Below are 22653 nucleotides of genomic sequence, written 5' to 3' on the forward strand. Positions count from 1 at the left end.
GGCGCGCACCGACAATTCGAGCGTCTGAGCGCCGTCAGCGGTCGAACAGGTCTGCCGCCTCGTCGGCCAGGCGCCCGATCACGTCCGCCAGCTCCAGGTCCGCCCGCCAGTGCGCCGGGATCGAGTCCTCGCCGTCGCGGGTGCCGAGCAGGTTGCCGCAGATCGCGCCGGTCGAGTCGCTGTCGCCGGAGTGGTTGACCGCGAGCAGCAGGCCGTCCGCCAGGGACCGGGCCGTCAGTGCCGTCAGCAGGCCGATCGCCAGGGCCTCCTCGCCGACCCAGCCGCCGCCCAGGGCCGTCTCGATCAGTTCCGGGGTCGGGCGCACCCCGCGTTCGCCCAGCTCCACGGCCAGGTCGAGCAGGGCCAGTTGTTCCTCGTGACCCTCCCACCGGGCCAGCTCGTCGCGCGCCACCTCCACCGCCTCCGGCAGGGTCGCACCCAGGCGCAGTCGCTGCACCAGGACCGCGAGCACTCCCGCCGACAGGTAGCCGCTGGGGTGGCCGTGGGTGAGCGCGCCGGTCGCCGTGGCCAGGGTGAACACCTCGCGCACGTCGTCGGACCACCAGCCGACCGGGGCCGCGCGCATCACCGCGCCGCAGCCCTTCGAGTCGTTGATCGGCGACTCGACCGTGCCCAGCCGGCCCGACCGCAGCGCCGTCAGGCACGTGTTGCCGGGTGCGCGCAGGTCGTGCAGGGCGGGGACGTCCAGCAGCCACCCGTCGTGCGCCACCTCCGGACCGCCCTGGGTGCGCAGCCACCGCTCGTACGCGAGGTGCACCTCGTGCACGGGATCGCTGCCCCGCCTCCGCGCCAGGACCAGGCCCTCGAGGGTGAACAGGGTCATCTGGGTGTCGTCCGTGATCGCGCCCAGCCGTCCGTAGGCGGGCGCGTAGTCGGTCAGGCCCGACGGACCGAACCGGCCGCGGACGCGGTCGATCCGGTCGAACTCGATCGCGGCGCCCAGGGCGTCGCCCACACCGCCGGCGAGCAGGCAGGCCCGCAGCGTCCGGCTCCCACGTGAGGTCACGGCGCAGAAGTTATCGTGCCGGCGTGACCACTTCCGTAGACCGATGCAGCTCCCGTACCCGGGAATGGGTGTGCGAGGCCGTCTCGATCATCGAGGCCGACGCCAACCGCAGCGCCGACACGCACCTGCTGCACTTCCCCCTTCCACTCGAATGGGGCATCGACCTCTACCTCAAGGACGAGTCGACCCACCCCACCGGCTCGCTCAAGCACCGCCTCGCCCGGTCGCTGTTCCTCTACGCCATCTGCAACGGCTGGGTCGTCGGCGGCACCCCGGTCATCGAGGCGTCCTCCGGGTCCACGGCCGTGTCCGAGGCGTACTTCGCACGCCTGCTCGGGCTGCCGTTCATCGCCGTCATGCCCCGCTCCACCAGCAAGGAGAAGGTGGCGCTGATCGAGCGGCAGGGCGGCCAGTGCCACTTCGTGGACGAGCCCGGCGCCATCTACGACGAGTCCCGCCGGCTCGCGGCCGAACTGGGCGGGCACTTCATGGACCAGTTCACCCACGCCGAACGGGCCACGGACTGGCGCGGCAACAACAACATCGCCGAGTCGATCTTCCAGCAGATGTCCCTGGAGGCCGCGCCCGAACCCGAGTGGGTCGTGGTCGGCGCGGGCACCGGCGGCACCAGCGCCACCATCGGCCGGTACATCCACTACAAGAAGCTGCGCACCCGGCTGGCCGTCGTGGACCCCGAGCACTCGGTGTTCTTCGACGCCTGGCGCGACAGCGACCCCGCCCTGGTCGGCTGCCGCGGGTCGCGCATCGAGGGCATCGGCCGGCCGCGGGTCGAGCCGTCGTTCGTCGGCCAGGTCATCGACCGGATGGTCAAGGTGCCCGACGCGGCGTCCATCGCGACCATCCGGCACGTCGAGGAGGTCCTCGGGCGGCGGGTCGGCGGGTCGACCGGCACGAACCTGTGGGGCGCGTTCCAGCTCATCGCCGAGATGCGCGCCTCGCGCCTGCGCGGCAGCGTGGTCACCCTGCTGTGCGACGGCGGCGAGCGGTACGCCAACACCTACTACGACGACGAGTGGGTCGCGGCCCAGGGCCTGGACCTGGCCCCGCACCTGGCGACGCTGACCCGGTTCCGCTCGACCGGGACGTGGTCGGTCTAGGCGGTGGGGGAAAAGTTGGCCCCGCGGGGAACGCGGGCCGGGCGCCGTGCGTCGCAGCGTGGATCGGCAAGTCGGGAAGGGGTTCACCGTGGGCATGTGGCGGACCGCTGAGGTGATGGCGGCCGAGGAGGTGCTGGCCCGCTCCGTCGCCGCCGCCGACCAGGCGATGCGCGAGGCCGCGAAGCTGCGCTACCCGGCCCGCGAACCCTCGGCGGAGGACGTGCGGAGGGTCATGGCCTTCGCCAAGTCGAACGAGGCGTCACCGGAGCTCCAGGCGCTGCAACGCCGCATCGCCGGCGGCCACCTGAGCTGGCGCCAGGTCCTCATGGGCGAGGCGGCGCACGACCGGGGCGTGCGGGCGGCCCTGGAAGCCGACCGCGAACGCCTGTCCGCCCTGTGCCGGGGCGAGGAGGTCCGGGTCGAACCCCCCAAGCCCCGGCCGCGCGACGACGACGAACTCCCCGGCTCGTTCACCGAGGACGCCTGGTAGCGCCCGGGAGACCGGCTCAGTCCAGCACGAGCGTGATCGTCGTGATCACGCCCCACGCGAGCATCGCCAGGCCGGTGGTCTGGAGGACCGGGATCAGGTCGCGGCCCTTCGCGCCCTTCGCCACCCGCCGTGCGCCCAGGAAGACCACGGGCAGGGCGAGCAGGCCCAGCAGGGCGAGCGGGACGCGCAGGCCGATGGCCAGCGTGATCACGAACGGGATGGCGACCAGGGCCAGGTAGAGGCGGCGGGAGTCCTTGTCGCCCAGGGTGGTCGCCAGCGTGCGCTTGCCCGCCTGGAGGTCGGTCGGGATGTCGCGGAGGCTGTTCGCGATCATCACACCGGTCGAGAACGAGCCCATCGCGACCGCGCCGCCGATGCCGATCCCGGTGATCTCCCCGGTCTGCACGTACAGGGTGCCCAGCACCGCCGCGGGGCCGAAGAACAGGAAGACGGCCAGCTCGCCGAGCCCCGAGTACCCGTACGGCTTGCGCCCGCCGGTGTAGAACCACGCCGCCGCGATGCACACCGCGCCGAACGCGACCATCCACCACCGGCCGCTGAGCACGACCAGCACCAGACCCGCAACGGCGGCGACGCCGAGCGCCGCGAACGCCGCCGTGCGCACCGATCCGGGATTCGCGGCACCGGAGCCGACCAGGCGGAACGGCCCGACCCGGTGGGCGTCGGTGCCGCGGATGCCGTCGGAGTAGTCGTTCGCGTAGTTCACGCCGATCTGCAGGGCGACGGCGACGACCAGGGCGAGCACCGCGAACGTCGGGTCGAACCCGTCGATGTGGTGCGCTGCGCCCGCGCCCACCAGGACGGGCGCGATGGAGTTCGGCAGGGTGCGGGGACGGGTCCCCGAGATCCACTGGGCGACTGTGGCCATGCCGCCCATCCTCCGTGATGGATCCAGGGGACCCGTTGCCGGGTCAGCGGGTCGTCAGCAGGTTGTGGCGCCGGACACGCCCGAGACGTACGCCTTGGCGACGTACTTGCCCGACGCGATCCGGTACCAGATGCTCGACGTGCCCTGCGAGCCCGTGACCGACTGGCCGGTCACCTGGCACTCGACGCGCACCATCGCGTAGTTCGCGGCCAAGCCGACCTGGGTCGCGGTGGACGTGGCGCCGCTGCGGACGTTGAGCGGGTCGCCCGCGGTGCGCACGTAGCCCGCCGGGCCGGAGCCGGTCCACTGGTAGGTGACGGTGACCCAGGAGTTGTCCGCGAGCTGGAGGCCGTCCCAGAAGGTGCCGTCGGCCAGGTCGATGCCCGCCGGGTTGGCGACGGTGCGGCCGAACTGGTCCTTGCCGCCGTTGTAGCCGTCCTGGTACGCGGCCTGGGCCTCGGGCTTGCCCTGCGGCAGGTCCTTCCACATCTCGCGGGTGCTCGACGGGTTCCAGTAGTCGTCCTTGGTGTTCCACGGGCCGACGTCCCACACCGGGGCCCACTCGCAGCGGCCGTTGGACGCGCACACGCGGACGCTGTAGGTGCCCGAGTTGTTCGCGGCCAGGCCCCGGCGGGAGGGCAGGGCGACGAAGTGGTCGCGGGATTTGATCACGTGGCCGTTCGCGGTGGTGCCGCCGACCAGGCCCTCGCGGGTGGCGTAGATCCGGTAGGACAGGCCCGCCGCCTGCGTGGTGAAGGTCTTCGTCGTGGACGCCGTGAGGGTCAGCTCGCGGACCTCCGGGCTCTGCTTCTCGGCGGTGAGGGCCAGGCGGACCTGGACGGTGGTCGTGGCGGTCGGCAGGACGGCGGGGGCGTCCGGCCGGGCCTCGACCCACTCGGTCCACTGGTCGTCCCCGACCGCGCCGCGCACGTCCACCGCGACCTCGGCGCCGTTGGGCACCGTGCTTCTGACCGCGGCGGCGACGGTGTTGGCGGGTGTGTCGAGCTGGTGGGGTGCGAGCTGGAGGAACCCGGTGCGCACGGCGGCCCGCGCGCTGGCCGGGGTGGGCGCGGCGCGGTCGAGCCGGACCGTGCCGCCGTCCGAGGTGACACCGCTGTCGTCATCGTCCACAATGGACAGGTCGGCCCGCCACGACGCCCCGGTCGCGGGTGCGCCCGTCGCGGTGGGTGCTCCGGCCAGGCCCGCGGTCAGCACGGCGGTCATGGTCGTCACGGCGAGTGGTAACAGGTAGCGCCTCGTCATCGCAGCACTCCTCGCCCGGACAGGTGGAGCGGAGGGACCGCTACAGGGGCCACCCGTCACGGTTCTGGAGCTGAGCCAAGCGCGTGCCGGTGTTAGTTGTCAACCAACAAGAAGATTGCCGTGGGAAAAACTCACCCGAACGAGCGAGCGACCACGGCGCGGGCGACCGCTGCGCGATCGACCTTCCCAGGTCCCCGGGTCGGCAGTTCCGCGAGGAAGACGACCCGCTTCGGCATGGCGAACCGGCCGACGCGGTCGTGCACCGCTTGGCGCAACGCGTCCGGGTCGGGCGGGGCGTCGGGGTCCTCGGCGACGACGGCGGCCACCACCGCCTGCCCCCACTCGGGGTCCGGCACCCCCACCACGCACACCTCGTGCACCCCGGGCTGCCCGGCGAGCACCCGTTCGACCTCGTGGGGTGACACGTTCTCCCCACCGCTGATGATCACGTCGTCGGCCCGCCCGATGATCTCCAACGTGCCGCCGGCGGTGATCCGCCCGAGGTCCCCGGTGGTGAACCACTCGCCGAAGGGTTCCCCGCCCTGGTAGCCGAGGGCGAGGGTCGGTCCGGCGATCTCGACGCGCTGGTCCACGAGCCGGACCCGGACGCCGTCGAGCGGGTGGCCGTCGTAGACGCAGCCGCCGGCCGTCTCGCTCATGCCGTAGGTGGTGACGACGTTGACGCCGGCCCGGCGGGCGCGGTCCAGCAGCGAGGGCGGCGTGGCGGCGCCGCCGATGAGGACGGCGTCGAACTCCCGGATGGCCGCCAGCCCGGGGCCTTCGGTGGCGACCAGGCGGGCGAGCTGGGTGGGGACGAGGGCCGTGTAGTGCGGGCCGGGGGTGGCCAGGAGCGGCCGGGCGGCGGCGGCGAACCCGGACGCGCGGAAGCCCGCCGCGAGGTCCATCACGCCGGGCTCCCGTCCCGCGACGATCGAGCGGACCAGCACCTGGACGCCCGCGATGTGCGTGGTCGGCAGGGCGAGCAACCACGTCCCGGGGCCGCCGAGGCGTGCGTGGGTGAGCTCGGCCGACGCGACGAGCGCCTCAGCCGACAGCAACACGACCTTGGCGGCCCCGGTGGAGCCCGAGGTGCTCACCGCCAACGCCGCCCGCCGCTCCCACCCGACGAGCCGCCCCAACTCCCGCCCCCCGGGCAGCCCGGCCACCACCACCCGCCCACCCGAGCCCCCCGAACCCCCCGCGGCCGCTGCCGAGCCACCCGAGACCGCCGGGTCGGCCGGGATCGCCGGGTCGCCCGAGACCGCCGGGCCGCCCGAGACCGCCAGGCCGCCCGAGACCGCCGGGCCGGCCGGGCCGCCCGGGACCGCCGGGCCGGCCGAGCCGCCGGAGACCGCCGAGCCGCCGGAGACCGCCGAGCCGCCGGAGACCGCCGAGCCGCCGGAGACCGCCGAGCCGCCGGAGACCGCCGAGCCGCCGGAGACCGCCGAGCCAGCCGGGCCGCCCGAGATCGCCGGGCCGCCCGAGACCGCCGAGCCGGCTGGGCCGCCCGGGACCGCCGAGCCGGCTGGGCCGCCCGGGACCGCCGGGCCGGCCGAGTCGCCTGGGATCGCCGGGCCGCCCAAGCCGCTCGAGCCGGCCGGGTGGTCGGTTGCCGGTCGGCCCGGGGCGGGGCTGGGAAGCGCCGGTGCGAGGGCTTCGCGGAGGGTGTCCAGCATCGGCGCGGCCGGGGGTGGCGTTGCCGGGGTCGGTCCGGTCGGGGTCGGCGCGTCAGCGTGCGGGGTGGCGGGAGGCGGGGTGGCGGGGGTCGGTGTGGCAGGGGTCGGTGGGGTGGGTGGCGTGGCGGGAGGCGGGGGCGTGGTCATGGGTGGGTCAGTAGTAGTAGGGGTAGGCGGACCAGTCCGGGGTGCGTTTTTCCAGGAACGCGTCGCGGCCCTCGACTGCCTCGTCGGTCATGTACGCCAAGCGGGTTGTTTCGCCGGCGAACAACTGCTGGCCCACCAGGCCGTCGTCGATGAGGTTGAAGGCGTACTTCAGCATCCGCTGGGCGGTCGGGGATTTGCCGTTGATCTCCTTCGCCCATTCCAGGGCGGTGTTCTCCAACTCCGCGTGCGGCACGACCGCGTTCACCGCGCCCATCGCGTGCATTTCCGCCGCCGAATACGTCCGGCCCAGGAAGAAGATCTCGCGCGCGAACTTCTGGCCCACCTGACGTGCCAGGTACGCCGAGCCGTAACCGCCGTCGAAACTGCCGACGTCGGCGTCGGTCTGCTTGAAGCGCGCGTGCTCCTCGCTGGCCAGCGTCAGGTCGCACACCACGTGCAGGCTGTGCCCGCCCCCGGCCGCCCAGCCCGGCACGACCGCGATCACGACCTTCGGCATGAACCGGATCAGCCGCTGGCACTCCAGGATGTGCAGCCTGCCCGCGCGTGCGGGGTCGACGGTGTCGGCCGTCTCACCCGACGCGTACTGGTAGCCGCTGCGCCCGCGGATGCGCTGGTCACCGCCCGAGCAGAAGGCCCACCCCCCGTCGCGCGGCGAGGGGCCGTTGCCCGTGAGCAGGACGCAGCCCACGTCCGAGCTCATCCGGGCGTGGTCCAGCGCGCGGTACAGCTCGTCGACCGTGTGCGGGCGGAACGCGTTGCGCACCTCGGGGCGGTCGAACGCGATGCGCACCGTTCCCTGGTCCACCGCGCGGTGGTAGGTGATGTCGGTGAAGTCGAAGCCTTCGACCGGCTTCCAGCGGGTCGGGTCGAAGATCTCGGAAACGTCCTGGTCTGCCACGCGGAGGACAATATGCCCGCGCGGAAGCCGGGAGCGGCCCAGGTTGGTGGGTGGGGACTGCGGCGTGTCGGTCCGGTGCGGTGCTCATGAGTCCATTGTTCGAACACCTGTTCGATTCGGCAAGGGGAATCACCTGATCGAGCGGTGGGCGACAATGTGCAGGTGAATCCGTCCACCGCGCAGGCCCGGGTGCTCGTCGACGAGCTGATCCGCAACGACGTCCGGCACGTCGTGCTGAGCCCCGGCTCCCGCAACGCGCCGCTCTCCATCGCCCTCGCCGAGGCCGCCGCGGAGCGACGGATCACCCTGCACGTCCGCATCGACGAGCGCAGCGCGGGCTTCCTCGCCCTGGGCCTGGCCAAGGGCAGCGGCCAGGTCACCGCCGTGACCTGCACGTCCGGCACCGCCGTGGCCAACCTCCACCCGGCGGTCCTGGAGGCGAAGCACGCGAACGTCCCGGTCATCGCCCTCACGGCCGACCGCCCGGTCGAGCTCTACCGCACCGGCGCCAGCCAGACCGTCGACCAGCACGGCATCCTCGGCGTGGACACCCTCCAGTTCCCCATCGCCGAACGCCGCACGGGCCAGAACGGCCTGTGGCGCTCCCTGGTCTGCCGCGCCGTCGCCACCGCCCGCGAGACCGGCCCGGTCCACCTCAACGTCCCCTTCCGCGAGCCCCTGGTCCCGGACGGGGAGGACGACTGGCCCGAACCCCTCGACGGCCGCCCGTTCGACATGCCCTGGACCCGCGCCGACCCGCGCACCACGACCTCGGTCCACGCCGCCGACCACCTCGGCCCGCGCACCCTGGTGGTCGTCGGCGACACCGACCACGACCTCGACGACCTGGCCGAACGCGCCGGCTGGCCGGTCGTGGCGGAACCCACCGGGACCAGCCACCAGGCGCTCCGCCACGGCTCCCTGATCCTCAACGCCGGCGCCCTGCCCCCCGAACTCACCCCGGACGCCCTGGTCGTCGTCGGCCGCCCCACCCTGTCCCGGGGCGTGATGCGCCTGCTCGCCGCCACCCCCACCGTGCACGTCCTGTCCGACACCCCGGACTGGCCGGACCCCCAGTTCGCCGCCACCCACACCTCCACGGACCTGGTCCTGGGCGAGCACGAGGTGGACCACACCTGGCAGGCCGCCTGGCGCCACGCCGACAAGGCCGCCGCCGCGGCCGTGGACGAACTGCTCGGCAACGAACCCTGGCCCACCGGCCTCCACGTGGCCCGCGACCTCCTGGACGCCCTCCCGCCGCACACCCACCTGTTCCTCGGCTCGTCCAACCCGGTCCGCGACGTCGACCTGGTCGCCACGCCCCGCCCGGACGTCCGCGTGCACGCCAACCGCGGTGTCGCAGGCATCGACGGGAGCGTCTCCACCGCCGCCGGACTCGCGCTCACGGCGGGCCCGACCTTCGCCCTCATCGGCGACCTGACGTTCCTGCACGACACCAACGGCCTCCTGATCGGCCCCGGCGAACCCCGCCCCGACCTGACCGTGGTCGTCCTCAACGACGACGGCGGCGGCATCTTCACCCTGCTCGAACAGGGCGCGCCCAAGCACGCGGCCACCTTCGAACGGGTCTTCGGCACACCGCACGGCGCCGACCTGGCCCACCTGTGCGCGGCGCACGGCGTCCCGCACACCCGCGTGGACACCGCCGACCAATTGAGACAAGCGCTGACCACGCCCGAGGGAATGCGCGTGGTGGAAATCCGGGCGAAACGCACGGAATTGCGTGCTCTGCATGCCCGCCTGAAGGCCGCCGTGTCAACCGCATTTCATTAGCCAGGAACCTACGGACGGGGGTACAAGAGCCCTTGCCGGAAAGCTAGCTTCGCCCGCATGTCCCTCAGAGCGAAGCTCACGCTAGGCACCGCCACCGCGGCTTCACTGCTGCTGTTCGCCGGGACCGCGTCCGCCGCGGAACCCGGCGCGCCGGGCATCGGCGACCCGTACTACCCGAATGCGGGCAACGGCGGGTACGACGTCTCCCACTACGACATCCGGCTCAACTACCAGCCGGCCACCGACAACCTCTCGGGCACGACGACCATCCTCGCCAAGACCACCCAGGACCTGAGCCGGTTCAACCTGGACTTCCTGCTCAAGGTCAGCTCGATCCGGGTGAACAACCGCGTCGCCGGCTTCACGCAGGCGGGCGGCGAGCTGGTCGTCGACCCGAAGCAGAACCTCCGCAAGGGCAGCGACGTGACCATCGTCGTCACGTACTCCGACGTGCCCTCCAACTACGACGTCGACGGCTACAAGTCGTGGAAGCGCACCCCGGACGGCGCGCTGGCCATCGACGAGCCGGACATCGCGCAGTGGTGGTTCCCGAACAACAACCACCCGACCGACAAGGCGACCTACGACGTGTCGGTGGCCGTGCCGGACGGCGTCGAGGTCATCTCGAACGGGACGTTCAACGGCACCGCCAAGCAGATCAACGGCTGGACCCGGTGGCGCTGGAGGAGCGCGAAGCCGCAGGCCAGCTACCTGGCGTTCCTCGCGATCGGCCAGTTCGAGGTGCGCCAGTCCACCGCGCCCAACGGCCAGCCCGTGGTCAACGCGTACTCGCTGAACCTGGGCGAGAACGACCTGCCCGCGAAGGCCAGCGTCGAGCGCACGCCGGAGATCACCGAGTTCCTGGAGGAGAACTTCGGCCCGTACCCGTTCGAGGCGCAGGGCGGCGTGGTCGCCCCGGGCATCGGGTTCGCGCTGGAGAACCAGACCCGGTCCACCTACGACCCGGGCTTCTTCCGCCGGGGCGCGAACACCTACGTCGTGGCGCACGAGGTCGCGCACCAGTGGTACGGCGACTCGGTGTCGGTGCACCGCTGGCGGGACATCTGGCTGAACGAGGGCTTCGCCAGCTACGCCGAGTTCCTGTGGTCGGAGCACGTGGGCGAGGGCACGGCGCAGGAGAACGCCCAGTACCTCTACGACCTGTACCCGGCCGACAGCGACTTCTGGCAGGTCCTGCCCGGTGACCCGGGCACGGCGGACCTGTTCCACGGCGCCGTCTACGACCGTGGTGCGCTGACCCTGCACGCGCTGCGCGTGGCCGTGGGTGACGACGCGTTCTTCACGATCCTGAAGCGCTGGGCGCAGGAGAAGAAGTACAGCGACGCCACGATCGAGGAGTTCATCGCGCTGGCCGAGTCGGTGTCCGGCCAGCAGCTGGACGAGCTGTTCCAGACCTGGCTGTTCACCCCGGGCAAGCCGGCGGCGGCGCCGGGCGCGGCCACGTTCGCCACGCGGGCCGCGGTGGCGGAGCCGAAGTCGTTCCAGAAGATCCGCGAGACGCACGAGCTGCTGGACGCGCACCAGCACTGAGTGCCTGAACACGGGAGCGGCCCCCACCTCGACGTGAGGCGGGGGCCGTTTTCCGGTCAGTTCCGGCCGATCCCGTCCACGACCTCGGTGGTGATGGAGCTGTAGCCGGTCACCGTGCCGGGCGCGATCCACGAGTAGTGGGGCCGCGGGCCGGCGACCGTGCGCTCGCCGATGAACTCGCCGGTGGCCGGGTCCACGATCAGGTCGCGGCGCTCGTTCTCGTCCTCGATGCCGATGGCGACACCCGTGCGGCCGTCGAGCGTGACCGCCGACTCGTAGACCTTGACGCCGTCCAGCAGGGCCAGCGCCCGGTACCAGCCGGCTCGCAGGTCGGCGGGCATCAGGCCGGAGCGGAGGATCTCCACGCCCCAGTGGAACATCACGGCCGGCGTCGAGCCGCGGTGGGCGGTGGCGCCGCGCAGGTAGTCCACGATCGCCCGGGGGTCGCGCGGCAGGGCTTCGTAGAAGGCGGGGTTGTCCCAGTCGGTCGGGTCGCCGCACACCTTGGCGGGCTGGGCGTCGGGGAAGAAGTTGCCGCACTTGCCGCGCCGCTCACCGGTGTCGGTGTCGGTGGCCTGCGGCTCCTGCGCCTCGGACTGCGGGACCGAGCCGCCGAGCCACTTCACACCGGGCAGCCAGGACCGCCGCTCCAGCCAGTCCTGGGACTGGTCCTGCGGGATCCACTTCTCGTAGGCGACTTCCTTGAGCCACGTGTAGCCGCGCACGGTCTGGTCGGGCGCGTCGACGGGCACGCCCATCGTCACGCCCCGCTGGTACCAGGCGTGTTCGCGGATGAACCGGTACTGGCCGGGGGCGAGCTGCGGGTCGACGGTCTTGATGGCGTCGGCGGCGTTGTTCAGGACCTCCTGCGCGGACAACAGCTGCACGGCGGGGGCGGAGGAGGCGCTGGTGTCGCCGGTGAGGGCGCTGTCGGTGCTGGTGGGCGGGGCCTGCCGGGTCACCACCAGCGTGGTGACCAGGACGGCTGCGGCGGCAGCAGCGACCGGCGCGGCCCAGCGGAGGCGGCGCAGGGCGGTGCGGGACGGGGCGGTCCGGCCTGGGGTGGTGAGGGATTCCTGGGCGGCTGCGGCCAGGACTCGGGCGCGGACGTCGTCCAGGGGCGTCGTGGCGTGGCGGGCCTGGTGGTTGATCTGGTCGAGCACGTCGTCGAGGTCGCTCATCAGCGGTCCTTGTCGGTGAGCAGGGCTTGGAGGCGGGCGCGGGTGCGGTGCAGCCGGGAGCGGACGGTGCTGGCGGGTTCGCCCAGGGCCGCCGCGACCTCGGCGGGCGTGAGGCCGGCCCAGGAGGTCAGCAGCAGCGCGTCCCGGTCTTCGTCGCGCAGGTCGTGGAGGGCGGCGGCGACGGCCTTGGAGGCTCGTTCGGCGTCCACCCGGTCGGCGACGAACGCACCGTGGTCGGGTTCGGGGCGGCCGACGGACCGCAGGCCCGCCCGGTGGCCGCGGGTCTCGCGCCGGACGTGCTCGCGGACCAGGTTGGTGGCGATCCCGTACAGCCAGCCCTTGACCGGGGCCCGGTCCGGGTCGTAGGAGTGCCTGCGGCGCAGCGCCACCAGGAACGTCTCGGCCACCAGGTCGTCGGCCGCGGACTCGCCGACCCGGCCCGCGAGGTAGCCGCGCAGCTGCCGCGCGTGCGCGTCGAACAGCTCGGCGAACGCGGCGGTCGCGTCGGGACCGCGCAGGTCCGGCGGTTTCTCCAGTGCAGTGGTCACACACCGGTTGACCGGAGCGCCCTCCGGCGTCCCGGTGACGTGGGTCACATGCCTTCGAGGGCTTCGCGGAAGGGCAGCATCTTGGCGTGCGCCTCGCGGACCTCGGAGTCCGGGTCGGACTCGGCGACCAGCCCGCAGCCGGCGAACAACCGCGCGGTCGAGCCCTCGACCTGGGCGCAGCGCAGCGCGATGCCCAGCTCGCCGTCCCCGTTGCCGTCGATCCAGCCCACGGGACCGGCGTAGCGGCCCCGGTCCATGCCCTCGAGCTCCTCGATCACCGCGATGGCGTCCGCGCGGGGTGTGCCGCCCACGGCTGCGGTGGGGTGCAGGGCCTCGCCGAGCCGCAGCAGGGACGGCGAGTCGTTCAGGGTGCCGATGACGTCGCTGGACAGGTGCGACACGTTCGGCAGGCGCAGCACGGACGGTCCCTCGACCGACATGGTGGCGCAGAACGGCCGCAGCGTGTCGGCCAGCGAGGCCACCGCGTACTCGTGCTCCTCGCGGTTCTTGCCCGACGACAGCAGCGCGGCCTCCAGCTCGTCGTCGGACATGCCGTCGTGCGGCCACGTGGTGCCCGCGAGCACCCGCGAGTCGACCACCTGCCCGGACCGGCGCAGCAGCAGCTCGGGGGTGGCCCCGACCAGGCCGTCCACCGCGTACACCCAGCACTCGGGGTAGCGCCGGGCCAGGCCCTGGAGGACGAACCGGTGGTCGATGGGCGCGTCGGCGACCGCCAGCAGGTCGTGCGCCAGGACGACCTTGCCCAGCTCACCGGCCCGCATCCGGGCCACGGCCGCCCGCACGGCCTCCCGGTACGCCGTCACGGACAGCTCGCCGTCCGCGTAGCGCACGGTCGACGGCCGGGTGACCGGCTGCACGGGGTGCGGCTCGCTCTCGCCGACCGTGGTGAGCCACGTCTCACCGCCGCGGCGGCCGACGACGACCTCCGGCACGACCAGCACGGACCGTCCCGGCCGGTCGGCGAACGCCATGCTCACGAACGCGACCGGTCCCGAGCCCGGCACGCCCAGCTCGTCCTCGACGTCCAGGGACGCGGTGAAGTCGCGCCACCAGGCGTCGGCGGCGGCGAAGCGGTCCGGCCCGGACACCTCCACGCGGGCCGCCTCACCCCACCCGACCAGGCCTGATCCGTCCCGCACCCACGCCAGGGCACCGGTCGGCGCGGGCAGCCTGCCCAGCAGTCCACCGGCCGTGACGCGCCTGGTGTGGACGCGCAACCGCTGTCGGGTCCGTGAGGCGGGAGCTGAGGTCACGGCGTCGAGGGTATGGACTCATCGCTGAGATTCCGCGTCCGGCCAGCCCTAGACTCCTCAGTTGTGGTGGACAACGCAGTGCGGACCGGTCGTCGGCGGAAGGTGAAGCTGCTGGTGGGTCGGGCACTGCTGGTCCTGGGCGGACTGGTGACGCTGATCGGCCTGACCCTGCTGGGCGCGTGCGTGCGCGACGACCTGGCCATCGAGAAGCGCCTGGGCAAGGCGACCGCCGAGGTGGTGTCGGTCTCGTTCCAGCGCACGGTGGTGCGGTTCGCGACCCCGGACGGCAAGGTCTACAGCCCCTCGCAGGGCGTGCTGTACCCGGACGGGCTGGAGCCGGGGCAGTTGGTCCGCATCGAGTACGACACCGCCGACCCCGAGGTCGCGCGGGTGGCCGAGCGCACCTGGACCCTGGCGATCCTGCCCATCTCGACGTTCCTGCTCGGCGTGTGGGCCGTCCTGCTGCCGCTGTTCTGGTGGGTGCGCCGCCGCTTGTGACACTTGTTCCCGAAATCCGTCTCCAGGTGTAACATCGGTCGCATGGACCTGGAGGCGGAGTTCGAGCGCGCCGTCAGCGGTGAGCAGCGCGTCGAGCCGCGGGACTGGATGCCCGACGGCTACCGCAAGACCCTGATCCGGCAGATCGCGCAGCACGCGCACTCCGAGATCATCGGCATGCAGCCCGAGGGCAACTGGATCAGCCGCGCGCCCTCGCTGCGCCGCAAGGCGATCCTGCTGGCCAAGGTCCAGGACGAGGCGGGCCACGGGCTCTACCTGTACGCGGCCACCGAGACGCTCGGCGCGGACCGCGGCGAGCTGACCGAGAACCTGATCAACGGCCGCCAGAAGTACTCGTCGATCTTCAACTACCCCACGCTGTCCTACGCCGACGTCGGCACCATCGGCTGGCTCGTGGACGGCGCGGCAATCTGCAACCAGGTGCCGCTGTGCCGCACCTCCTACGGCCCGTACGCGCGCGCCATGATCCGCATCTGCAAGGAGGAGTCCTTCCACCAGCGGCAGGGCTACGAGCTGCTGATGACCATGATGAGCGGCACGGACGCCCAGCGCGCGATGGTGCAGGAGTCGGTGAACCGGTTCTGGTGGCCGTCGCTGATGATGTTCGGCCCGCCGGACTCGGAGAGCTCCAACACCGAGCAGTCGATGAAGTGGCGCATCAAGCGCAACACCAACGACGAGCTGCGGCAGAAGTTCGTGGACATGACCGTGCCGCAGGCGGAGAAGCTCGGCGTGACCCTGCCCGACCCGGACTTGAAGTGGAACGAAGAGCGCGGGCACTACGACTTCGGCCAGCCCGACTGGGACGAGTTCTGGCAGGTCGTGGGCGGCAACGGACCGACCAACGCGCAGCGCATCGCGCACCGGCGCAAGGCGCACGAAGACGGGGAGTGGGTGCGCGCCGCCGCCGCTGCGCACGCCTCTCGTCGCGCACGTCAGGAGGGTGTGGCATGAGTTCGTCGTGGCCGCTGTGGGAGGTGTTCGTGCGGGGCAAGCGCGGGCTCAACCACGTGCACGTGGGGTCCCTGCACGCGCCGGACGCGGAGATGGCGCTGCGCAACGCCCGTGACGTCTACACGCGGCGCAACGAGGGCGTGTCCATCTGGGTCGTGCCGGCCGCCGCCATCACGGCGTCCTCGCCGGACGAGAAGGACCCGTTCTTCGCGCCCAGCGGCGACAAGGTGTACCGGCACCCGACGTTCTACTCGATCCCCGAGGACGTGCCGCACCTATGAGCTTCGACAACGCGTACGAGTCGCTCATCGACCACGAGGACACACACTGGGCGTTCGGGACCGGGTTCTCGGAGGCCCTGCCCGGTGTCGATCGGGCGGTCCCGGCTGGTGTGGACACTGCCGACCTGTTCGCCTACTGCCTGATGCTCGGCGACGACGCCCTGGTGCTGTCCCAGCGACTCGCCGAGTGGTGCTCCCGCGCGCCCGAGCTCGAAGAGGACGTGGCGCTGGCCAACATCGCGCTCGACCTGCTCGGCCAGGCCCGCCTGCTGCTCACCCGCGCCGGCGAAGTCGAGGGGCGGGGGCGGGACGAGGACGCGCTGGCGTACCTGCGCGACGAGCGGGACTTCCGCAACGTCCACCTCGCCGAGATCGAGTGCGGGCCGTTCGCGGGCGGCGACTTCGCCACGACGATGGCGCGGCTGCTGGTGTTCTCGTCGTGGAAGATCGCGCAGTACTCGGCGCTCGTGGGCTTTGCCGACCCCGTGGTGGCCGCCGTGGCCGCGAAGGGGCTGAAGGAGCTGGCCTACCACCGCGACCACGCGGCGCAGTGGGTGGTGCGGCTGGGCGACGGGACCGAGGAGTCGCATCGGCGCATGCAGGCCGGGCTGGAGCGGGTGTGGCCGTTCGTGGAGGAGCTGTTCACCGCGCACCCCGTGGAGCAGCGGTTGGGGCTGGACCCCGCCGCGTACCGGGCCGAGGTCGACTCGGTGATCGACACCGTGCTGGCGGCGGCGGGGTTGGACAGGCCGGCTTCCGTACCTGCCGCGCGCGTCAACGGCCGGGCCGGGCGCGACGGCGTGCACACCGAGGCCATGGGCTACCTGCTGGCGGAGATGCAGCACCTGCACCGGTCCCTGCCGGGGGCGACGTGGTGACCGCGCTGGACGTGGCGTCGGCGGTCCGGGACCCGGAGCTGCCCGTGCTGACACTGGCCGACCTGGGCGTGCTGCGGTCGGTCGAGGAGGAGGACGGGCGGGTCCTGGTGACCATCACGCCCACCTACTCCGGGTGCCCGGCGGTCGAGGAGATGGGCGCGGACCTCAAGCGGTCGCTGCGCGCGGCCGGGTACGCGGAGGTCGAGGTCCGGACGTCGTTGTCGCCCGCGTGGACCACGGACTGGATCAGCGACGAGGGCCGGCGCAAGCTGGCGGAAGCCGGCATCGCACCCCCGTCCCGCATCGGTCCCCGCGCGGTCGGCCCGGTCCCGCTGACCCTGACCCCGCCGTCTCACCGGGTCCCGTGCCCGCGCTGCGGGTCGCCCCGCACCGAGGAGCTGTCCCGGTTCGGGTCCACGGCGTGCAAGGCGCTGCGGCGCTGCCTGGACTGCGCCGAGCCCTTCGAGCACATCAAGGAGATCTAGATGGCCCGGCCGGTGTTCCACAAGCTGACCGTGGCGTCCGTGGACAGGCTCTGCGAGGACGCCGTGGCCGTCACCTTCGACGTGCCGCCGGAGCTGGGTGCTGTTTTCGAGTTCCGCGCCGGCCAGTACCTGACCCTGCGCCTGGGCGACGAACGCCGGTCGTACTCGATCTGCGCCCCGGAGGGTTCCGCGCCCCGCATCGGCGTGCGCCGGGTGGACACGGGCTTGTTCTCGACGTGGCTGGTCGACCGCCTGACCCCTGGTGACGTGGTCGAAGTCCTGCCCCCTCAGGGCAACTTCACGCCGGTTTCCGGGGACCACCACTGCCTGGTCGTGGCCGGTTCGGGCATCACGCCGGCGTTGTCCATTGCCGCCACGACGTTGGCCTCGGGCTCCAGGGTGACTCTGCTCTACGGGAACCGCCGTGCCGACACGGTGATGTTCGCGGAGGAACTGGCCGACCTGAAGGACCGTTACCCGTCCCGGTTCCAGCTGATCCACGTGCTGTCCCGCGAGCCCCGGGACGTCGAGCTGTTCACCGGCCGGTTGGACGCTTCGAAGCTGCGGGCTTTGTTCGGTTCGGTCGTGCCTTTCGAGTCCATCGACCAGTGGTGGCTGTGCGGGCCGTACGGAATGGTCCGGGACGCTGAGGCCGTGCTGTCCGACCTGGGCGTGCCGGCTTCTTCCGTGCACCACGAACTGTTCTACGTCGACGAGCCCCCGCCGCCGCCCCGGCGTGCCGAGCAGGTCTTGTCGTCGGTGGGCGAGGGCACGGTGATCCTGGACGGCCGGACCACGTCCGTGCCGCTGCCCCCGGACACCCCGATCCTGGACGCGGCTCAGCGCGTGCGCTCCGACCTGCCTTTCGCCTGCAAGGGCGGGGTGTGCGGCACGTGCCGGGCGCTGGTCGTGTCGGGCGAGGTCGAGATGCGGCGCAACTACGCGCTGGACGAGTCGGAGGTGGCGGCGGGCTTCGTACTGACCTGCCAGTCCGTGCCGGTGACGCCGGCGGTGACGGTGGACTTCGACGCGTAAGCACGACGCAACTAGTGCAGCCAGGTAACGATTAGGCCGGATGTCGTATCACGTTAGTGCTACGGCATGATCGTCGCCATGTCGCTGCACGCCTTCCTCGACGAGTCCCGCCGAGGCTCGACCTACCTGGTCGCCGTCGTCACCATGCGATCCCGGAACCTCGACCGCGCCCGCTCGGCGTTGCGCGCCAAGGTGAAGCCCGGCCAACGGCGCCTGCACTTCAAGAAGGAGAACACGACGCGGCAAGGCGAGATCGTCACGCTGATGCACGGCCTCGACATGCGCGCCCGGCTCTGGCTCTGCGACCACTCGAACGACGTCATCGCCCGCCGCGTCTGCCTGACCGCCATCGCGGCTCACCTGCTCGAATCCGGTGTCACCCGGCTGGCCTTGGAGAGCTGCCAGCACCAGGACAGCCGTGACCGCACCACCCTGGCCGCTGTCGTGGGCAAGGCGGACGAGTTCAGCTACGAGCACTTCAGGCCGCAGGAGGATCCGCTGCTGTGGCTGAGCGATTCCGTCGCCTGGTGCTACGGGGTCGGCGGCGAGTGGCGGCGGCGCGTCCTCGGCCTGATCGACGGGGTGCACCGGCTGGAAGTGCCGTAGAAAGCGCGAAACCCGGCAACCGGCCGTCCGACCGGTGAACCGGGTTCACTTCCGGCTCCTATTGGAACCGGCACGCCAATGCTAGCACGACGGCGAGCTGATGTTGATCACACTATCGGGTCATAGAAGACTGCCACCAGCCGAGGACCTCCTCGGCCACCTCCGGCATCGCCACCAGCAACCCGTCCACCGGCAGCGGCGCGTCCTCGCCGCGCCGGTCCAGCACGGCGGCGCCCGACTCGACCGCCAAAGCCACCGCCCCGGCCACGTCCCACTCGTGGTAGCTGTGCAGCACGGCCGCCGCCGCGTGACCCAGCGCCACCTGCGCCACCGCGAGCGCCTTCGACCCCAGGACCCGCACGCCCGTCCCCGACATCGCCGCCCGCGAGATGAACTCGCCCATCCCCGGCCACGGCCCGGTCCGCGTCATCTCCGTGCACACGATCGAGCTGACCGCCTGCTCGCCCAGCTTCACCGGCGTCCCGTTCGCCCGCATCCCCCGGCCGCGCGCGGCGGCGTAGATCTGCGCCCGGTACGGGTCCGCCACCACGCCCACCACCGGTCCCCACCGGTCCACCAGGGCCAGGCTGTACGCGCACCACGGCACGCCCGCCACGTAGTTCGCCGTCCCGTCCACCGGGTCCACCACCCAGCGGAACTCGGCGTCGGACGCCACGTCCTCGTCGGTGTCCTCGCAGAACACCGGGATGTCCGGGAACTCCGCCGTCAGCACCCGCCGCGTGTGCCGCTCCAGGGTCCGGTCCGTGTCGGTCACCCAGTCGAACGGTGACGCGTCGTCGTCGGGCCGCGCGCCCCGGCCGGCCGTCGCCATGATGACGTCCGACGCGTCGTTGGCCAGGCGTCCCGCTATCTCCAACGCGATCGACACCAGACCGGGATCGACGGGCTGCGCGGGTCGGGACGACAAGACGGTCATGCCGAGCTAGTGTCACCGCCCCTGGTGTCCGCGACGCGACCTCCAGGTGAAGCGATGACGATCCTTCGGTCAACGTCAACCGCGACGCGAGGATTTCGACCTTCGTTCCCCGATCCGTCACGCCACCGTGTCCTTGGCAGCTCAAGGTGATCGGCGTGCGTGTAGCGATCGTCACCGAGAGCTTCCTCCCGCAGGTGAACGGGGTGACCAACTCCGTCCTGCGCGTGCTGGAGCACCTGCGTGCGCACGGCCACCCGGCCCTCGTGGTCGCCCCGGGCGCGGGGGCCGACCACCACCACGGCACCCCGGTCGTCCGGGTGCCCGCCGTCGACCTGCCCCGGTTCAGCTCCCTGCCCGTCGGCGTGCCGACCCGCAAGGTCCTCACCGCGCTCGCCGACTTCCGCCCCGACGTCGTCCACCTCGCCAGCCCGTTCGTCATGGGTGCCCGCGGCCTGTCCGCCGCACGTCGGTTGGGCCTGCCGACGGTCGCGGTGTACCAGACCGACGTCGCCGGGTTCGCCGGCCACTACGGGCTCGGCCTGACCGCGCGCGCCGCGTGGCGCTGGACCCGCCGCCTGCACTCCCAGGCCGACCGCACCCTCGCGCCGTCGACGTGGGCGGTGGAGGCGTTGCGCGAGCACGGGGTTCCGCGCGTCCACCGGTGGGGTAGGGGAGTGGACGTGGACCTGTTCGCACCGCACCGCCGGGACGAGGCGCTGCGCCGGTCGCTGGCCCCGAACGGCGAGCTGCTCGTCGGCTACGTCGGCCGGCTGTCCCCGGAGAAGCAGGTGGACCGCTTGCGCGCCTTGCGGGACGTCCCCGGCATCCGGCTGGTCGTCGTCGGCGAGGGACCCGAGGAGGCGGCGCTGCGCCGTGACCTGCCGGACGCGGCTTTCCTGGGCTTTCGCAGTGGTGTGGCGCTCGCGGAGGCGTACGCGTCGCTGGACGTCTTCGTGCACACCGGTCCGCACGAGACGTTCTGCCAGGCCGTGCAGGAGGCGCTGGCCAGCGGCGTGCCCGTGGTCGCCCCGGACGCCGGCGGCCCGCGCGACCTGGTCCAGCCCGACACCGGGTACCTGTTCACCAGCGACGACGACCTCCGGACCGCCGTGACGGCCCTCCTCGACCCGCTGCGCCGCAAGCGCTACGGCCACGCCGCCCGCCGGTGGGTGCGGGGGCGGACGTGGTCGGCGGTGTGCGACGAACTCCTGGGCCACTACCACGCCGTCCTGGGGTGGCCGGAGCGGCAAGCCGCATGAGGATCGTGCAGCTGGCCAACTTCTACGGCCCGCGCTCGGGCGGCCTGCGCACGGCACTGCACCACCTGGGCGCGGGGTATGCGGCAGCCGGTCACGAGGTCGTCCTGGTCGTCCCCGGCCCGGCCCACGCCGACGAACACCTGTCCCCGAACGTCCGCCGCATCACGCTCCCGGCCCCTCGCCTGCCCGGCACCGGCGGCTACCGGGCGGTGGACCCGTGGCGCGTCCGGACCCTGCTGGACCACCTCCGCCCCGACCGCCTGGAGGTCTCCGACCGCCTGACCCTGCGCGGGATGGGCAAGTGGGCATCCGCCCACGGCGTACCCAGCGTGGTCATCTCCCACGAACGCCTGGACCGCCTGCTGGAACAGTTCCTCCTGCCACCGGCGTTGGCCCGCTCCGGCGCGGACTGGGCCAACACCCGCATGGCGGCCAGTTATGACACGGTCGTGTGCACGACGGATTTCGCCCGCCAGGAATTCGACCGCATAGGCGCGCGCAACGTGACCCGCGTCCCGCTGGGCGTGGACCTGCACACCTTCACCCCGACCCGCCACGACCGCTCCCTGAAGCGCGACCTGGCGCAGGGCGCGGACGCGCTGCTGATCCACTGCGGCCGGCTTTCGCCGGAAAAGCACGTGGAACGAAGCGTCGACACCGCCGCGACCCTCCACGCCGCCGGCCACCGCATCCGCCTGGTCATCGCCGGCGACGGCCCAAGACGCGAGGCGCTGGAACGCCGGGCGGCCGGTCTCCCGGTGACCTTCCTGGGTTTCGTGAACCAGCGCACCGAGGTAGCTACTCTCTTGGCCACGGCGGACATCTCCCTGGCCCCGGGCCCGCACGAGACCTTCGGCCTGGCCGCGCTGGAGGCGCTGGCCTCGGGAACTCCGGTGGTCGTGTCAGCGTCGTCGGCCTTGCGCGAGATCGTCCACCCCGGCTGCGGCGCGGCAGTGGCGGACGACGCAACAGCCTTCGCCGGCGCGGTGAACACCCTCCTGGACAACCCGGAACGAACCCGCCGCCAAGCAGCAAGGGCCCGAGCCGAGCAATACCCCTGGCAAACCGCAGTAGACGGCATGCTCACCGCCCTACAAGCCACCTAACCCACTCGCCCTGAGTCACTCACTCCCCGCCCGCCGCCCGCCGCCCGCCGCCCGCCGCTGCCCGCCCGCCGCCGCTGCTCACTCGGGCGCCGCTGCCTGCCCGCCGCTGCTCACTCGCGCGCCGTTCCCGGCGCGCCGTTCCCCGCGCGCCAATCCCCGCTGGCCGGTCCTCGCCCGCCGCCGGGCCGGCCCTCGCCCGCTCCACCCCGGCTGCCGCTGCCCGCCAGCGAGCCCTCGCCTGCGCCCGACAGCCCTCGCCCGGCGGGCCCCGACGCGGCTCGCCGGCGTTCGCACGGCCCAGGTCGGGCACCACCTGGCTGCTACCTGGCTGCCCGACCGCGCTGGGGCGTGTGGATCGTGCGGCCCGCGGCTGCGGGACGGCGGCTGCGGGACGGCGGCTGCGGGACGGCGGCTGCGGGACGGCGGCTGCGGGACGGCGGCTGCGGGACGGCGGCTGCGGGACGGCGGCTGCGGGACGGCGGCTGGCGGCTGGGGGCTGGCGTCTGCGAGCCGGGGGCTGGGAGCTTGAGGCGGCGGGAGCTGGGAGCGGCGGGAGCTGGGAGCGGCGGGTGGTGGGGGTGGAGGTGGGTTCGGGGTGGGCGGGGGGCGTGTTTGGGGGCCTTGGGCCGGGGCGCCTCCTTGTTCATTGCGGCAACGTGAGTGGTAAGTGGAAAGTGCCCGAGGAACGCACGATTCGCTATATCGGGTGGATTTTG

22 protein-coding genes are annotated in these 22653 nt (G+C 72.6%); 13 read left to right on the forward strand and 9 right to left on the reverse strand.

Annotation, left to right across the window (positions count from 1 at the left end; genetic code table 11):
* Positions 1 to 34: 34 nt before the first annotated feature.
* Positions 35 to 1027: an ADP-ribosylglycohydrolase family protein gene (locus DFJ66_RS26075; protein ID WP_121224699.1), complete on the reverse strand. Its 993-nt coding sequence runs from the start codon at positions 1025 to 1027 to the stop codon at positions 35 to 37.
* 23 nt (positions 1028 to 1050) lie between these two features.
* Between DFJ66_RS26075 and cds1 the strand changes: the two genes are divergently transcribed.
* The gene (gene cds1 / locus DFJ66_RS26080) at positions 1051 to 2145 is read left to right on the forward strand and encodes an L-cysteine desulfhydrase Cds1 (protein WP_121224701.1); all 1095 of its coding nucleotides are present in this window, start codon (positions 1051 to 1053) and stop codon (positions 2143 to 2145) included.
* A 94-nt stretch (positions 2146 to 2239) separates the two neighbouring features.
* The gene (locus DFJ66_RS26085; RefSeq protein WP_121224703.1) at positions 2240 to 2635 is read left to right on the forward strand and encodes a hypothetical protein; all 396 of its coding nucleotides are present in this window, start codon (positions 2240 to 2242) and stop codon (positions 2633 to 2635) included.
* A gap of 16 nt (positions 2636 to 2651) precedes the next feature.
* On the opposite strand, the gene DFJ66_RS26090 is transcribed toward DFJ66_RS26085, so the two are convergent.
* The 4 genes from DFJ66_RS26090 to DFJ66_RS26105 form a co-directional block, all read right to left on the reverse strand.
* Positions 2652 to 3524, reverse strand: coding sequence for a 1,4-dihydroxy-2-naphthoate polyprenyltransferase (locus tag DFJ66_RS26090; RefSeq protein WP_121224705.1), 873 nt, complete (start codon positions 3522 to 3524; stop codon positions 2652 to 2654).
* A gap of 54 nt (positions 3525 to 3578) precedes the next feature.
* Positions 3579 to 4787: a hypothetical protein gene (locus DFJ66_RS26095; protein ID WP_121224707.1), complete on the reverse strand. Its 1209-nt coding sequence runs from the start codon at positions 4785 to 4787 to the stop codon at positions 3579 to 3581.
* A gap of 131 nt (positions 4788 to 4918) precedes the next feature.
* Positions 4919 to 5956 carry an o-succinylbenzoate--CoA ligase gene (menE, locus tag DFJ66_RS45490; protein ID WP_211351623.1) on the reverse strand — a complete coding sequence of 346 codons (1038 nt, stop codon included), beginning with the start codon at positions 5954 to 5956 and terminating at the stop codon, positions 4919 to 4921.
* 661 nt (positions 5957 to 6617) lie between these two features.
* A complete protein-coding gene (locus DFJ66_RS26105) occupies positions 6618 to 7529 on the reverse strand; it encodes a 1,4-dihydroxy-2-naphthoyl-CoA synthase (RefSeq protein ID WP_121224709.1) in 912 nt (303 codons plus the stop codon).
* A gap of 162 nt (positions 7530 to 7691) precedes the next feature.
* Between DFJ66_RS26105 and menD the strand changes: the two genes are divergently transcribed.
* Both menD and DFJ66_RS26115 read left to right on the forward strand, forming a co-directional pair.
* A complete protein-coding gene (gene menD, locus DFJ66_RS26110) occupies positions 7692 to 9323 on the forward strand; it encodes a 2-succinyl-5-enolpyruvyl-6-hydroxy-3-cyclohexene-1-carboxylic-acid synthase (protein ID WP_121231770.1) in 1632 nt (543 codons plus the stop codon).
* Positions 9324 to 9380: 57 nt separating this feature from the next.
* Positions 9381 to 10874 carry a M1 family metallopeptidase gene (locus DFJ66_RS26115; RefSeq protein ID WP_121224711.1) on the forward strand — a complete coding sequence of 498 codons (1494 nt, stop codon included), beginning with the start codon at positions 9381 to 9383 and terminating at the stop codon, positions 10872 to 10874.
* Positions 10875 to 10930: 56 nt separating this feature from the next.
* Here DFJ66_RS26115 and DFJ66_RS26120 read toward each other — a convergent pair whose 3' ends face one another.
* Genes DFJ66_RS26120 through DFJ66_RS26130 form a run of 3 tightly spaced genes read right to left on the reverse strand, consistent with a single transcriptional unit; the run spans position 10931 to position 13877 of the window.
* Positions 10931 to 12055 carry a CU044_5270 family protein gene (locus tag DFJ66_RS26120; RefSeq protein WP_121224714.1) on the reverse strand — a complete coding sequence of 375 codons (1125 nt, stop codon included), beginning with the start codon at positions 12053 to 12055 and terminating at the stop codon, positions 10931 to 10933.
* The gene (locus tag DFJ66_RS26125) at positions 12055 to 12603 is read right to left on the reverse strand and encodes an RNA polymerase sigma factor (RefSeq protein ID WP_246029911.1); all 549 of its coding nucleotides are present in this window, start codon (positions 12601 to 12603) and stop codon (positions 12055 to 12057) included. The genes DFJ66_RS26120 and DFJ66_RS26125 overlap by 1 nt, the downstream gene beginning before the upstream one ends.
* 44 nt (positions 12604 to 12647) lie before the next feature.
* Positions 12648 to 13877, reverse strand: a complete 1230-nt coding sequence (locus DFJ66_RS26130; protein ID WP_121224718.1) for an isochorismate synthase — start codon at positions 13875 to 13877, stop codon at positions 12648 to 12650.
* A 63-nt stretch (positions 13878 to 13940) separates the two neighbouring features.
* Here DFJ66_RS26130 and DFJ66_RS26135 point away from each other — a divergent pair, with 63 nt between their 5' ends.
* The 7 genes from DFJ66_RS26135 to DFJ66_RS26165 all read left to right on the forward strand — a co-directional run bounded on the left by DFJ66_RS26135 (position 13941) and on the right by DFJ66_RS26165 (position 18635).
* Complete coding sequence (locus DFJ66_RS26135) at positions 13941 to 14375, forward strand: DUF3592 domain-containing protein (protein ID WP_342776975.1); 435 nt, start codon at positions 13941 to 13943, stop codon at positions 14373 to 14375.
* A 42-nt stretch (positions 14376 to 14417) separates the two neighbouring features.
* The gene (paaA, locus tag DFJ66_RS26140) at positions 14418 to 15350 is read left to right on the forward strand and encodes a 1,2-phenylacetyl-CoA epoxidase subunit PaaA (protein WP_121224722.1); all 933 of its coding nucleotides are present in this window, start codon (positions 14418 to 14420) and stop codon (positions 15348 to 15350) included.
* Entirely contained in the window at positions 15347 to 15631 is a 285-nt protein-coding gene (gene paaB / locus DFJ66_RS26145; protein WP_121224725.1) for a 1,2-phenylacetyl-CoA epoxidase subunit PaaB, read from the forward strand. Before paaA ends, paaB begins: the two co-directional genes overlap by 4 nt.
* Entirely contained in the window at positions 15628 to 16509 is an 882-nt protein-coding gene (gene paaC, locus DFJ66_RS26150) for a 1,2-phenylacetyl-CoA epoxidase subunit PaaC (protein ID WP_121224727.1), read from the forward strand. Before paaB ends, paaC begins: the two co-directional genes overlap by 4 nt.
* Positions 16503 to 16994, forward strand: coding sequence for a 1,2-phenylacetyl-CoA epoxidase subunit PaaD (gene paaD, locus DFJ66_RS26155; protein WP_121224729.1), 492 nt, complete (start codon positions 16503 to 16505; stop codon positions 16992 to 16994). The genes paaC and paaD overlap by 7 nt, the downstream gene beginning before the upstream one ends.
* Positions 16995 to 18029 carry a 1,2-phenylacetyl-CoA epoxidase subunit PaaE gene (gene paaE / locus DFJ66_RS26160; RefSeq protein WP_121224731.1) on the forward strand — a complete coding sequence of 345 codons (1035 nt, stop codon included), beginning with the start codon at positions 16995 to 16997 and terminating at the stop codon, positions 18027 to 18029. It abuts the gene before it with no gap.
* Positions 18030 to 18107: 78 nt separating this feature from the next.
* Positions 18108 to 18635, forward strand: coding sequence for a hypothetical protein (locus DFJ66_RS26165; RefSeq protein WP_147459366.1), 528 nt, complete (start codon positions 18108 to 18110; stop codon positions 18633 to 18635).
* A 112-nt stretch (positions 18636 to 18747) separates the two neighbouring features.
* Here the strand turns inward: DFJ66_RS26165 and DFJ66_RS26170 are convergent, their stop codons facing one another.
* Complete coding sequence (locus DFJ66_RS26170; protein ID WP_121224735.1) at positions 18748 to 19572, reverse strand: inositol monophosphatase family protein; 825 nt, start codon at positions 19570 to 19572, stop codon at positions 18748 to 18750.
* 155 nt (positions 19573 to 19727) lie between these two features.
* On the opposite strand from DFJ66_RS26170, the gene DFJ66_RS26175 reads away from it, so the two are divergent.
* Together DFJ66_RS26175 and DFJ66_RS26180 are read left to right on the forward strand one after the other, a co-directional pair.
* Positions 19728 to 20831: a glycosyltransferase family 4 protein gene (locus DFJ66_RS26175; RefSeq protein ID WP_211351330.1), complete on the forward strand. Its 1104-nt coding sequence runs from the start codon at positions 19728 to 19730 to the stop codon at positions 20829 to 20831.
* Complete coding sequence (locus tag DFJ66_RS26180) at positions 20828 to 21937, forward strand: glycosyltransferase (protein ID WP_121224737.1); 1110 nt, start codon at positions 20828 to 20830, stop codon at positions 21935 to 21937. Before DFJ66_RS26175 ends, DFJ66_RS26180 begins: the two co-directional genes overlap by 4 nt.
* Positions 21938 to 22653: the final 716 nt, after the last annotated feature.

The organism is Saccharothrix variisporea (assembly GCF_003634995.1).
GTDB lineage: Bacteria > Actinomycetota > Actinomycetes > Mycobacteriales > Pseudonocardiaceae > Actinosynnema > Actinosynnema variisporeum.